The organism is Daejeonella sp. (assembly GCF_017495225.1).
GTDB lineage: Bacteria > Bacteroidota > Bacteroidia > Sphingobacteriales > Sphingobacteriaceae > Daejeonella.
The window spans coordinates 1-14,697 of record NZ_JAFEIG010000003.1; the positions used below are offsets into that span (position 1 = coordinate 1).

At 35.6% G+C, this 14,697-nt stretch carries 9 protein-coding genes; 5 read left to right on the plus strand and 4 right to left on the minus strand.

Annotation, left to right across the window (positions count from 1 at the left end; translation table 11 throughout):
• Positions 1-160: 160 nt before the first annotated feature.
• The 3 genes from QZ136_RS00820 to QZ136_RS00830 form a co-directional block, all read right to left on the minus strand.
• The gene (locus tag QZ136_RS00820) at positions 161-2,716 is read right to left on the minus strand and encodes a family 20 glycosylhydrolase (protein ID WP_291399424.1); all 2,556 of its coding nucleotides are present in this window, start codon (positions 2,714-2,716) and stop codon (positions 161-163) included.
• 156 nt (positions 2,717-2,872) lie between these two features.
• Positions 2,873-3,562: a lysoplasmalogenase gene (locus QZ136_RS00825; protein WP_291399425.1), complete on the minus strand. Its 690-nt coding sequence runs from the start codon at positions 3,560-3,562 to the stop codon at positions 2,873-2,875.
• Positions 3,563-3,564: 2 nt separating this feature from the next.
• Positions 3,565-4,770, minus strand: a complete 1,206-nt coding sequence (locus QZ136_RS00830) for a sterol desaturase family protein (protein WP_291399426.1) — start codon at positions 4,768-4,770, stop codon at positions 3,565-3,567.
• A gap of 134 nt (positions 4,771-4,904) precedes the next feature.
• On the opposite strand from QZ136_RS00830, the gene QZ136_RS00835 reads away from it, so the two are divergent.
• Positions 4,905-5,657, plus strand: a complete 753-nt coding sequence (locus QZ136_RS00835; protein ID WP_291399427.1) for an FKBP-type peptidyl-prolyl cis-trans isomerase — start codon at positions 4,905-4,907, stop codon at positions 5,655-5,657.
• A gap of 100 nt (positions 5,658-5,757) precedes the next feature.
• On the opposite strand, the gene QZ136_RS00840 is transcribed toward QZ136_RS00835, so the two are convergent.
• A complete protein-coding gene (locus QZ136_RS00840; protein ID WP_291399428.1) occupies positions 5,758-6,528 on the minus strand; it encodes a queuosine precursor transporter in 771 nt (256 codons plus the stop codon).
• 95 nt (positions 6,529-6,623) lie between these two features.
• Between QZ136_RS00840 and QZ136_RS00845 the strand changes: the two genes are divergently transcribed.
• From QZ136_RS00845 to QZ136_RS00860, 4 genes are all read left to right on the plus strand, one after another.
• The gene (locus tag QZ136_RS00845) at positions 6,624-7,766 is read left to right on the plus strand and encodes a methionine aminotransferase (RefSeq protein WP_291399429.1); all 1,143 of its coding nucleotides are present in this window, start codon (positions 6,624-6,626) and stop codon (positions 7,764-7,766) included.
• Positions 7,767-7,804: 38 nt separating this feature from the next.
• Positions 7,805-8,584: an amidohydrolase gene (locus QZ136_RS00850; RefSeq protein WP_291399430.1), complete on the plus strand. Its 780-nt coding sequence runs from the start codon at positions 7,805-7,807 to the stop codon at positions 8,582-8,584.
• Between the two features lie 291 nt (positions 8,585-8,875).
• The gene (locus QZ136_RS00855; protein ID WP_291399431.1) at positions 8,876-11,341 is read left to right on the plus strand and encodes a transglycosylase domain-containing protein; all 2,466 of its coding nucleotides are present in this window, start codon (positions 8,876-8,878) and stop codon (positions 11,339-11,341) included.
• A gap of 89 nt (positions 11,342-11,430) precedes the next feature.
• Positions 11,431-14,553, plus strand: a complete 3,123-nt coding sequence (locus tag QZ136_RS00860; RefSeq protein WP_291399432.1) for a basic secretory protein-like protein — start codon at positions 11,431-11,433, stop codon at positions 14,551-14,553.
• Positions 14,554-14,697 lie beyond the last annotated feature (144 nt).

Genomic DNA, 14,697 nt, shown 5'->3' on the forward strand with positions numbered 1-14,697 from the left:
GAGGTACTCGAAGCCCGGAAAAGAGTTATCAGTTGTCAGTTATCAGTTATCAGGCAAACGACATCAAAAATCATAAAAATCACTTCAATCTAATAAATCATAGTTCAGACAATTAAATTGCAAAAATAACCCAATCGATATATCGATTGGGTTAAATACTCTATTTATTTTCAATTTCGGTAATTCTACCTTTTCGGCCTGCCACATCAAAAGCGGCAAATTTAAACTTACCTTTTTGAGAAATTGGAGTGGTATAAATTGCACTCGTTTCGCTCGGTTCTGAGCCATCCATAGTGTATCTAATAGTTAATCCAGGAAGCTGAATATTTGCATCCACCTTGCCATTATCGGCCTTCAAGCCTACCTCGGGAATACGATAAGCAAAACCTCCATGATAATAGCTCAAACGTGGCAATTCTCTCTTCCCAAGTACATTGGTAAAAGTCGACCAGTCATTGCTGTATTTCAAATCATTTAATGCAGAAGCCTCACCAGTCTCCCATTCTGGTGCTTTAGACCAAGCACGTTCTGCCAAACCTAATAATTTAGGCAATAACATGTATTCTAAACGCTCAGCGCTTGTATTATGCTCCGACCAAAGTAATCCCTGCAAACCAACAATATTTGATTTACCATAATCAGTCAAGCGAATCATTTTTGTCTGGTCTAAATTTTTTAATGGTCTACCTGAACCATCTTCCTTCACATTCTTCAAATAATCGAAAGGCAGGAAATAAAAAGGTTTATCAACATCTACATATCCACCCCATTTTAAGCCTGGTTCAAAGTATGATGAATTTGATGCTAAGTCGAAATACATATTTGAAACAGGTGATAAAACCACTTTATAGCCTCCATTAGCTAATTTATGCGCTAAATCTTCAGCACCCCAGCCAATCACATTATTCCAAACATGAAGCTGAAAATGTTGGTTTCCAAAATCAGGATTTGCAATGTAGGTTGACTTACCATCAAGTACAGTTTTACGCATTCCTGCTTCTTCCCATCCCGAAAGGAACAAACCACGCTTTTTAACCATTTGGTTCAAACGACCGAAATAATAGTACCACATATCATCCACACTTTTGATATTTGGATTGGCTTGTTTAAACTTTTGATATGAAGGCGACTTTTCCCAAACACCTGTTGGCACCTCATCACCACCATAGTGAATGGTTTTTAATGGCGCACCAGCCTCCTTGTACATCAAAATCAATTCATCGGTAACCTTCTCCACAAAATTATATACCGATGGCATAGACACATCCATAATATTGTCGTTCCAGCCTTGAGCTGATCTAAATTGGGATTTATCTTGCGGATCAATCAAGCGATATTTAGTCGCCTCAGCCATATTACCAGCCTTTTTAAAACGCTCATAGCGATACTCCATGGCTCTAATTGCTGCACGTGCATGCCCTGGTGATTCTATTTCAGGAATCACTTCTATGTGACGAGCGGTAGCATATTTCAACAGTTCAATAAACTCTTTTTTAGTTAAATAACCGCTTCCATGCAATTTATTTGGGACTCCACCAGAAGCAAATGCAGCTTGAAGCAGATTTTTATTGTCCAATGTATGTCCGCGAACACTACCAATCTGAGTCAGCTCTGGAAGTGAAGGAATTTCAACTCTCCAGCCTTCATCCTCAGAAAAATGGAAGTGAAAAACATTCAATTTATATAAACTCATCAAATCCAAAATCTTGAATAATTCCTCTTTGGTATGGAAGTTTCTAGCAACATCCAACATGAAACTACGATATCCAAAGCGTGGCTGGTCTTTTACGTCAACAGACTGAACATTTACAGATGCTTGTTTGGATTTCCAACTTAGCGGTGGAATTAAACTTTTTAGAGATTGAATAGCGTAAAATGCACCTGCTGGACTAGATGCAGCGATTTGAATACCATTTTCAGTAACCTGAAGTGTATATGCTTCCGATGCCAAACTAGCGTCCTTTTTAATATTTATGACACCTTGCTTAGCAATTGAAGGCTTTCCTGTTAAAATTTTCGCTAATTCATCAGATAAATATGCTGCTTCTTTCGCGAAAAGCGGATCTGCTGAAATGGATGTGCTTGATGAGATTTTAAACTCACCTGTATTGACCTTCATTTCTGTGGGACTAGGGAAAATTAAAGGCAATTTTGAGCTAGGAATATCTTGAATATCTTGATTTTTAGAATGTACAAAACTAGGATTCATCCAAGTTTTAGAGCTATAAAGTGTATTTAAGTATTCTGCACTTGGTTCAGGATAAGTACATTGAAGAGGAATAGCTTTATTGGGTTCGCTATCAAAAACGATGTAAAAACCTTGTGGCGACTGAGTTACATTGTCGGTACTGCCAGATTTAAGCATTTGATAACTAAGTTTAGAACCTGCTGGAATTCCGTCGAAAGCAGCAGTAGGCTCAATTTTATACAAATCTCCATTTATAAATGACATGCTTAAACCCCTACTCTCAGGTTTCGGAATATCTGCTCCATAATTGAAATATAAAGTCCAGCCCTTTGCGGGGATGTCAAATTCAGATCCATTGCTAATGCTCAGTACTGAAAGAGATTGATTCTTACCTTCATAATTATTCTGTACGGGTTGCCATTGCAGACTGATTTTATAGTCCTTAACTTGAGAGAAACCTGTGTAAACACTGCATAATACTGCTATAAATGCAAGGAACAGGTGTTTTTTAGTGGAAATTACGTTCATGATTAGATTTAAATAAAAAAGCAAATTACAAATTTATCCTGAGAGCTAATTGTAAGAAAGATGTTATTTATTACAAATCAACATTCAGAATCAAAAAAGATAAAGGTAAAAGCTTGAGAATGAAGCTTGAAAAAAATGAAGCCCAAAGGATAAATATTACTTCATTCCTTCCACTTTTCTTTCTATTGCTCCCATTGTAATTAAGTATTGGGCTATCATATAGGTCGACATGATTAAAATACCCGCGAAAGAATAAGGTTCAACAAACTTATTAAAGGCGAGTGCAGCATCTGAAATCACGAAAAATACAGCTCCAAACAAAATCAAACGGAAACTTAAAAGATTAACCCTTTTATAGCGGTAAGCAGCCAAAATAGCCATCACAGAGATCACAAACATATAAACCATCACAGGAATTCTGAAATCATTTAAATAATCTCTAATAAAACTGTAAAAGCTCAAGGTAAATACGCCTAGTATGAATAACATCACATGACCATAAAACTTGGATGCTTGAGGATTATTCTTGAAATCCCTATAAAAGGCAAAAGAATAAAGCACATGTGCCAATAAAAATGACACTAAACCATACAAGAAAAAGTAAATATCACTACTTGCAAATAGTAAAAAACAATCCCCGAAAAGCGAGCAAATAAGTCCCGCAAATACCAAACGATTAAAACCCGCTGCCATATTTACCTTTCTAAACAAATAGAATGCTAATGCGATACAAATAAGCGGTTTAATAAAAATATTGAAGTCTTGAAAAAAGGAAGATTGAGAAAAAATATTAAGTATAAATATCAAATTAAATGCAAGCGTAAAAACTATATGATTTTTGAACATAATTAATTATTAAAGAGGCGTTTAAACCAGATATATGAAAAGAATACCAATGCTGTATTCCCAAGAAGTAAATATATAAAAAATACGTCCCTATAGAACATAAAGGGTAAAATCAGCCAAAGGAATAAACGAAAATTCTCAATAGTTTTAGCCCAATTCTTTTGCTCCATCAAAGCACCGTAGGATGTGAGTCCCAAAATTACCAAAACACAATTACTTAGCAATTGTATTGCACTTAGCTTTGAGGCTGTAAAGAGTAAAATACTTGCAATAGCTAGCGAAAAAACGAATTGGAAAAAGATGTAAGCATTAAATTTAAGCTCATAAGTGGGACTATATTTTTGATATTTATCCATGTCGATTTCTTTAGGATATTGCCTTCCTCCCATGCTTTTTGGAAACCAACCCGGCGATCCAAAGAATACAGATAGCTTTTCCTTTAGTCCATCAGCGTTTTTAAAAGTATTAAACAACTCTACCCAATAATGAAAATTTGCCCACAGCGGGTTCCAGCTAGCTAGAGGCGTGGTAATTCCATAAACAACCTCTTCTTCTTCCTTTTGGAAAGTACCGAATAATCGATCCCAAATAATCAAGGTACCAGCATGGTTTTTATCAATATATTTAGGATTAGAGCCGTGATGTACTCTGTGATGTGAGGGTGTATTTAAAACCCACTCCAAAGGGCCCATATTGCCAATGGCACGGGTATGAATCCAAAATTGATAAAGCGTATTAAAAGCACTGACAGTCAGGAACATAATGGGCTCAAAACCAACAAAAGCAAGGGGTAAATAAAATATCCATGAAAAGCCTGATTGAAACCAAGACTGACGGAGGGCAACGGTTAAATTATACTCTTCCGATTGATGATGAACAATATGAGCGGCCCATAGAGCGTTTATTTGGTGACTATAACGATGGAACCAATAATAGAAAAAATCGACTCCCATGAACAAAAGCAACCAGGTAAATAGCGTGTTAGGAAACGAAAAAAAACGCCAATGCTCATAAATGTAGAGGTAGCCAAAAAAAGTAATCGTTTTTAAGAAAATCCCGACCAATTGAGATCCAATTCCTTGGCTCAAATTAGCAATTGAATCGTTTATTCGATAGTAGTTAAGTTTTTTATAAAAAGCATAAACAAGCTCTACTGCAATCAAAATAAAGAAAATAGGAATTGAGAGGGCGATATAATCAACTTTCATAAGCACAATTTAGGATTTAAACTTGAAGACAAAAAATCCAAATGAATATTATTCAATTAGCTGTCAAGCTAGTATATTAGCAGAGTAATAAAAATTACAGAAACAATCGATTTTAAATCAAATAAACCATATCAATGAAACGTTTTCTTTTATTTTTCGCCGCAACGGCAATTTCAACTTTGGGCTTTGCACAAACTAAAACAGCAACAACACCTGCTAAAAAAGTTGTCACTCCCGCCAAAACAAGCGCCGCTCCCGTTAAAACTACGGTTGCTCCTGCCCCACTTTTCAAAAATCAAATCGATTCAATAAGCTATGCCTTTGGTGCAAGCATTGCTAACGACCTGAAAAAAAGAGGAGTAAATAATTTAAACTTCGCCTTGCTTAATAAGGCAATGAATGATGTTTTTACCTCACAAACTCTTACTATTAGTCAAGAAAAATGTCAAGAAACAATATATACCTTCCTAAGCGGATTAGAGAAGAAAAAGTATGAGGGTTCTATTGGAGACGGTGCGGCTTTCTTAGCAGAAAACAAGAAAAAACCGGGAATTACGGAGCTTCCAAGTGGTTTACAGTTTGAAGTTATTACCCCAGCTGATGGACCTAAGCCCATAGCTACTGATGAAGTTACTGTACATTATAGAGGAACATTAATAAATGGCTTTGAGTTTGATAGTTCAATTAATCGCGGACAGCCAGCTACATTCACTTTAAATCAGGTTATTCCAGGTTGGACAGAAGGACTTCAGCAAATGTCGGTTGGTTCAAAATACCGCTTTTTTATTCCTTATAAATTGGGTTATGGTGAGCGAGGAGCAGGAAATGATATCCCACCTTACAGCACTTTGATTTTTGAAGTAGAACTATTCAAAATCGGAAAATAATTTTTTGGATAACGCTGATGATTATTAAAAATCATCAGCGTTATTTTTTTTAACTCAAAAGAAATATCTCATACCTCACAATAGCCTCATTAAAAATTAATTACGAATTTCGAGCTTCTGAAATTAACTTAGAAGAAAGATCCTTCCCTAAAAAACGATCGATGATATTATGTACTACATACAATAAAGGTGTCATCAAAATAGCAACAATAAATTTATAGCTATAATTAACTATCCCAATTGCTGCAACCATTTGCCAGCTCCAATTGTACTGCGGATTGATGTAAAAAGCGATAAAAATCACTACAAAACTATCAATAAACTGAGAAGCCAGCGTTGAGCCTGTTGCTCTTAACCATAAAAAACGCTCGCCAGTCATTTTTTTGATACGATGAAAAATGATAACATCCACCATCTGCCCAATTAAAAAGGCTACAATTGATCCCACGATAATCCACATCCCCTGACCGAAAATTGCGGAAAAAGCGTTGTTCATATTCATAGGCTCATTATTTATGGTTTGATTAATCCAAAAATCTGAGGGGACTAAATTCATGGCAAAACCCACTACTAGAAAAGCGTAACTTATTAAAATAGCTGCAAGAATAGATAAAAATCGCACTTGCTTTATCCCAAAATACTCATTGATAATATCAGTCATAATAAAAATTAATGGCCAAGTTATCACGCCTGCCGACATGTTAAAGGAGAGATCTGGTACACCGAACATGTTGATATCAAATTTTTCAATCCCAAGAGAGCCTTCAACAGTAAATATTTTTACACCAATAAATTCGGCGAGAATGGCATTTGCAATTAAAAAGGAGCCCAGAATAAGAAATAAACGGCTTTCTTTGGTTTTATAAGTCATAGATATATCAAAAATAGGCCTTAAGGTAATAATTTAATCTAAATTTTAAAGATTCATAAGGATTCTGGATTTAGATTTACCTATTTTAGCTTGAAATGAATATTGAATCAAAATTGCCCGAGGTAGGTACTACTATTTTCACAGTAATGTCGCAGCTGGCAACACAATACAAGGCTGTAAATTTATCTCAAGGTTTCCCCGATTATGAGTGTTCTAAAGAGCTAATGAGCTTGGTAGAACATTATATGAAAGCTGGTTTTAACCAATATGCACCCATGGCCGGATTAATGAGTCTGAGGGAACGTATTGTAGAAAAACAAGAAAAATTACATCATACAATTTACAATCCAGAAACAGAGATTACCATCACCGCAGGTGGTACGCAAGCCCTTTTTGCCAGTATTGCCTGCATTATCCGACCAGATGATGAAGTAATAATCTTTGAACCATCCTACGATTCTTATGCCCCTGCAGTGAAATTATTTGGCGGTATTGTAAGGCCAATAGAGCTCAATGCGCCAGATTATAACATTAATTGGGATGAAGTAAAAAAAATGATCAATGCTAAGACAAGAATGATCATTTTAAATAATCCCAATAATCCTACAGGAAGAGTTTTGGAAGAAAATGACATCAAAAGTTTAATTGAATTAACCCGAAATTCCAATATTATTATTTTAAGTGATGAAGTATATGAGCATCTAATATACGATGGGAAAAAGCACCTGAGTCTTTCAAGATTCCCCGAATTAAAGGCAAGAAGCTTTATTATTGCCTCTTTTGGCAAGCTTTTACACGCTACGGGCTGGAAAGTGGGATACTGCCTAGCTCCCGAAAACCTAATGAAAGAATTCAGAAAAGCACATCAGTTTGAAGTGTTTAGCGTAAACTCATTTATCCAGCATGCCATTGCCGATTTCCTTCAAAACGAAGCTAATTATTTAGAAATAAGCAATTTATTTCAGGAAAAGAAAGATTTTTTTCATAACTTGATGTCTCAAACACGTTTCGACTTGTTAACATGCCATGGATCCTACTTTCAAACTGTCCAATATAAAAGGATAAGTGATGAAAAAGATACTGAACTGACAATGAGACTAATAAAAGAGTTTGGAGTGGCATGCATACCGGTTTCGGCATTTTATTCAAAGGGTACAGACCAGCACGTACTTCGATTTTGCTTTGCCAAAAAGAACGAAACACTTGAAAAAGCGGTTAATTGCTTGATTAAGGTTTAAAAAACATTTGTTGAATCATTACGTTTAAATAAATTCTAATGAGCACATTAAAAATTACAAGCTTTCAATCTTATCTTTTTTGGGAAAATATTGACAAAAACCTTCAAAATCTAGGTTTAAGACTCAATTCTATTCGTGAAAAAACCGACTTAATCGTTCTGCCAGAGATGTTTAATACCGGATTTTCAATGAATCCAAGCGAATTTGCCGAAGAAATGGGTGGTAAAACCATGAAATGGATGCACGATCAAGCTCGGAAATTTGAAAGTGTAATTACTGGGAGTTTAATTATAAAAGAATCGGATAAATATTATAACCGACTCATTTGGATGCGACCAGATGGAAGCCATGAGCAATACGATAAAAGGCATCTTTTCGGTATGGGTGAAGAGGATAAACATTATACGGCAGGTACTCAAAAGTTATTCGTTGAGCTTAAGGGTTGGAAAATCTGCCCGGCAATATGTTATGATCTCCGATTTCCCGTTTGGCTAAGAAATAAAAATGAAGAATATGATTTATTGCTAATTGTGGCCAACTGGCCCGAACGTCGCTCATTACACTGGCGCTCATTAATTCCCGCAAGAGCTATAGAAAATCAAGCATTTGTGGTGGCAGTAAACCGCGTTGGCCATGACGGAAATGAAGTCTTTCATTCTGGAGATTCTATGTGCATAGATCCAAATGGAAAGGTAGTTTACTATAAACCTAATGATGAAGATCTCTATACATTCACCATCCACAAAAATGATCTTACCGAAACTAGAAGGAATTTACCATTTTTAAGAGATGCTGATTCATTCGATATAAACCTCTAATTAATTTTAAAATTAGGTATGTTTTTTGCTTACAATCAGAAAAAATATTAGCAAAACCTAATTAAAATCAAAAAAACGATTTAAATATTCATTTTGAATTTATCTTAAATAAAATCAGATAAGCGAAAGACAAAAATGTATTGACCTGATATTCAGGTACATTTAACTTCTAATTTTAATTCAACAATAAAATTTATGTTTTAATTAAATTAATAATTTTTAAATTAATTCCCGAAAATTAAAAAAAATAAATTTTTATCATTTTAAGCATGATTTCCTCATATTTACCAGATGTTCAAAAGAATTAAAAACAAGAGTTTTCGCTATGCATGCATAGCATTATACTTTGTAGTACTCTTTTTCTGTGCCCTCGAACTTAATTTTTTATGGTTATTTGGATATTCACCAACAATAAAAGATATCAAAAGTCCGGCAATCAATATAGTATCTGAGCTCTACACTTCCGACGGCAAACTAATAGGTAAATATTTTAAAGAGAATAGAACTCCTGTTGAGTATGACAGTATTTCTCCGGCACTTATCGATGCCCTCGTTGCTACAGAAGATGTTCGTTTTTACAAACACAGTGGCATTGATATTCGCTCTCTTCTATCCAGTATTGTTTCAACTGCAGGTGGCGATAAGAGAGGTGCTAGTACCATTACTCAACAATTAGCTAAAAACCTTTACAGCACTAGAAACAGAAAATCGCAGGGATTTATCAAATATATTCCTTTAGTAAGGACCGTCATTTACAAATTAAAAGAATGGGTAACCGCCTATAAATTAGAGAATTATTATACCAAAAATGAAATCATCACCTTATATTTAAATACGGTCCCTTTTGGAAATAATACCTTTGGAATAAAGACGGCGAGCAAGCGATATTTCAATAAAAATGTGAACAGACTTCAAGTTGAAGAAGCTGCATTATTGGTTGGGATGCTCAAGGCTACTACCACTTATAATCCGATCAGAAATCCTGAAAAATCGCTGGAGCGTAGAAATATAGTCTTATCTCAGATGCAGAAATATGACTATCTCACTGAAAAAGAGTATGTAAAATATAGCCAAAGACCCCTTAAGATCAATCCAGGTAGTATTGATGAGGGTAGCGATGGTGGATCGTACTTAAGATCTGCCGTATCTCGTTATCTTGAAAAATGGTGTGAAGAAAATGACTATGATTTATATGCTGATGGTTTAAAAATTTATACGACTATCGATTCAAGAATGCAGCAATATGCGGAGGAAGCGGTCAATAATCACATGAAAATCTTACAAAGGAGATTTGAGAATGTGTGGGGAAATGAGAATCCTTGGCGCACATCTGATGGTAAAGAAATTCTCGATTTTCCTGAAAAAGCTGCCCAGCGACTCCCCTATTACACTTTTTTAAAGAAGCGCTATAATGGTAATCAAGATTCTATTGATTTTTATTTAAACCGCCCGAAAAAAATGAAAGTTTTTAGTTGGAATGGCGAAAAGGAAGTCGATTTTTCAACTATCGATTCTATAAAATATTATGCTAAAATCCTAAATACAGGAATGATGACCCTCGATCCATTCAATGGGCATATCAAAGTATGGGTTGGTGGTATCAATCACAATTATTTTAAATACGACCATGTAAATCAGGCAAAAAGACAGGCTGGATCTACATTTAAGCCTTTTGCTTATTTAGCTGCACTTGAGTCGGGAATGTCTCCTTGTGATAAATATATCGATCAAGCAGTCCGAATTCCTTATACCATGAGAGGTAAAACCGAATACTGGGAGCCTAAAAATTCGAGCTATACCTTCTCTGGAAGAGAAATGTCATTACGCTGGGCAATGGGTAAATCTGTAAATTCAATTACTGCTCAAATTACCGAAAAAGTTGGTGCCGAAAATGTGGTAAAATATGCTCATGAATGTGGAATTGAAAGTGATCTCAAAGCAGTACCATCAGTGAGTTTAGGTCCGAATGATGTCAGTGTTTTTGAGATGGTTAAAGCCTATGGAACATTCCTTAATAAAGGAGTTCGTTCTGAACCCATTTTAGTCGAGAAGATTCTGGATTTAGATGGCAAATTAATCGAAGAGTTCAAATCAGAGCAAAAAAGAACATTAAGCGAAGAAATTGCATGGTTGATGTTGTATATGCTTCGTGGCGGTATGGAAGAGCCTGAAGGTACATCTCAAGCATTATGGGAATGGGATTTATGGAAAAACAACAATCAGATTGGTGGTAAAACAGGTACATCCTCCGATTATGTTGACGGTTGGTACATGGGTGTTACTAAAGACCTTGTTACGGGTGTTTGGGTAGGATGCGATGAGCGAAGTGTGCACTTCAAAACATCCGAAACTGGCGAAGGATCAAGAACAGCATTGCCTATTTTTGGTAAATTTATGGAAAAGATATATCGTGATAAGTCATTAGGGATAAGTCAGGGACCATTTCCAAAACCCGGAGTAAAAATCACTAGAGAATATCAATGTGTGAGCCCTAGATTTTCAAGAGATACCAGCTTTGTGGATTCGCTGATAATTGACACTATTTCAATTCCCAAAGAAGATTTGGATACAGCAAAAGGTGTAAATTCAGGTCCGAAACCAATAATTAGCACTAAATTACCAGAAAATCGGGCAAACCCTGCACCTGAAAATAAAACACCTGCAAGTCCCAAATCTGAACCTTCAACAGAAGTAAATCAAACAAGAAAAGAAATAAGAGACGAGCGTAAACAAAATAAAAACAAACCTGTTAATTGATTTTACATTTCATTGATGCTTTTATCTAAGCTCAAAAAATCAGAATCAATATTTTTACGTATTTTAGTTAAGATCATTTTAGATATCAAATGAGAGAAAAGACCATTACCCAAAGAAAGCCATCATTCTGGCTAATTATTTCCTTTTTGTTTTTAGCAGTTTTCGGACAAACATCCGACGTTCAAGCTCAATATTTTGGCCAAAACAAGGTAAGGTATAAGAATTTGAAGTTCAAAGTGTATGAAACACCGCACTTCGACCTTTATTATTATCTTAAAAATGACAGTCTAGTACAGCGTTTCGCCAAGGAAGCTGAAGTTTGGTACGAATTACATCAACAAGTATTTAGAGATACTTTCTTTAAGAAAAACCCATTCATTCTTTATTCCAATCACCCTGATTTCCAACAAACTACAGCATTGAGTGGAGAGGTTGGTGTAGGCACAGGTGGTGTTACTGAAGGATTAAAAAACAGGGTAATTATGCCCATTTCTCAGGTAAATCATCAAACAAGACATGTTTTGGGTCATGAATTGGTACACGCCTTCCAATATCATTCATTAATTGAGGGCGACTCAACCAATCTTGAAAACATAGGAAATTTACCCTTGTGGATGGTTGAAGGGATGGCAGAATACCTTTCTGTTGGTAAAAAAGATGCCTATACATCTATGTGGATGCGTGATGCCTACTTAAATAAAGACATTCCTAGCCTAAAAGATTTAACAGAATCGAACAAATATTTCCCCTATCGTTATGGGCAGGCATTTTGGTCTTACATAGGCTCAACTTATGGCGACACAGTGATTGTTCCTTTGTTTAAAGCAACTGCCAAGTATGGTTATCAAATGGCCATTAGAAAGACATTTGGATACGATGATAGAACTTTATCTAGCCTTTGGAAAACAAGCATTGAAAATACTTACAAGCCTTATTTAAAAGATACAGCACAGGTTCCAATTGGTAAGAAATTGATTGATGAAAAAAATGGAGGTGCAAATTACAATGTTGCTCCATCTATCTCTCCTGATGGGAAATTTGTAGCCTTTCTTTCTGAGCGAGATCTCCTCAGTATCGACCTCTTTCTGGCTGATGCAAAAACAGGGAAAATTATCAGAATGCTATCTAGCAAGGCAAAAAATGGAGACATAGATGAGTATAACTTCATCGAATCCACAGGTGCATGGTCGCCAGATAGCAAAAAATTCGCCTTTAGTGTTTTTAGTGGCGGTGTAAATAAATTAGTTATCGTAAATGTGTCAAACGGGAAACTACTAAGCTCTGTGGCTATGGGAAAGGTTGAAGAGTTTAGCAATATTACTTGGTCGCCAAATGGTGAGGATATCGCTTTCTCCGGACTAAGTGAAGGTCAAAATGACATCTATGAATATAATCTTCGTGAGAAAAAATTAAACCAGTTAACCAATGATAAATACTCCGATTACCATCCTAGCTATTCTAAAGATGGACAGTCTATTGTATTTAGCACCGACCGCAAAACACTGGATCAAGCTAGTAAAAGCGTAGATATTTCTTTGAATTTGGCGACTATCGACGTGGTGACAAAAATAATTACAAATATTCCATTATTTACGGGTGCAAACAATCTAAATCCTCAATATTCTGGGGATAATAGAAGCATTTACTTCCTTTCAAACAGAGATGGATTTAGGAATTTATATCGCTATTCATTAATCAAAAAAACAGTTGAGCAATTAACTGATTATTTTACTGGCATTAGTGGGATTACTGAATATTCGCCAGCATTAAGTGTTTCGGCTAATGATGATATATTATACTCCTACTATAGAGCACAAAAATATACCATTTATAATGCCAAAGCGGATGAATTTACTCCTAAACTAGTAGGAAACGAGGATTTAAATTTTGATGCAGCACAGCTACCCCCCTTTAAATCAGTAGGAGTAAATATCATCAATGCTAACCTACAAAACTTTGATCGTTTTGAAAGAATACCGAAAGAATCCATAAAAACCATTCCTTATAAGCCTAAATTCAAGCTTGATTACCTTTCAAGTAATGGTGTTGGTGCATCGGTTGGCCGATTTGGAACGGGTTTATCGAGTGGTATTCAGGGCGTGTTTAGTGATATTTTAGGGAGAAATCAGATATTCGCTACGGCTGCCGTGAATGGGGAAATTTATGATTTTGGAGCTCAGGTAGCTTATGTAAACCAGCAGAGTAGAATTAACTGGGGTGTTGTTGGATCGCATATTCCTTATGTTTCAGGGCAATTTTCTGCTGCAATAGAAAACATACAAGGTGTTGGACCTACTTACGTTGAACGTTTTGATATTATACGAACTTTTGAAGATCAGTTTTCAGTCTTTGGATCTTATCCATTTTCGAAGAATCACCGATTTGAAGCAGGAAGTGGTATCTCAAGATATAGCTATCGTATTGATCGCTTCAATAATTATTTCGACATTAATCAGGGTTATCAAATTGGTAACAATCGCGAAAAGCTTTCTAAAGAAAAGGCTCAACAAACTTATGGTGTTCCATTTGAACCATTTACCACCGTACAATTAAATGCGGCATTTGTGGGAGATAATTCATTCTCCGGACTTACAGCACCACTTTCAGGTTTCCGTTATCGAGTGGGATTGGAAAATTATCAAGGCGACTTTAAACTAAATGCTTTAACCGTTGATGGAAGACGCTACATTCGTGTAAAGCCCGTTACCTTTGCCGCAAGATTTTATTCCTACACTCGTTTTGGAAGAGATGAAAGCAGACTCTTTCAAATGTATGCCGGCTATGGTTACCTCATTCGTGGATATGAAGCGAATTCGTTCTTTAGAAATGGGAACCAAACATCACAAGGTTTTGATATCAATCAATTAGTAGGATCAAGAATTGCAGTTGCCAATTTTGAAGTCCGAATTCCATTTACAGGACCAGAAAAATTAACCCTTGTTGAGTCAAAATTCCTATTTTCTGACTTAAATATATTTTTCGATATGGGACTAGCTTACGATAATGATTCAAAAGTAGCATTTAGATCTACACCAAAACAAATCGGTGGCACGAAAGGTTACTTTGAACGAATCCCAGCTATGAGTGCCGGAGTATCTTTAAGAGTAAATGTATTTGGATACTTTGTACTAGAACCCTATTATGCCATACCCTTCCAAAGGAAGGATGTTAACTTAGGTGTATTTGGTTTAACCTTTGCACCAGGCTGGTAAGATTTAAAAGCGACCTTTGGGTCGCTTTTTTTATGCTTAAAAGATTCTATTTAATCTTGTATGCAATCGAAATTAAATTTTAAATTATCTCTTTATTGTTCAGCCAGAAAATAAATAGAAAATTATTTTTTTTCAATTATAATA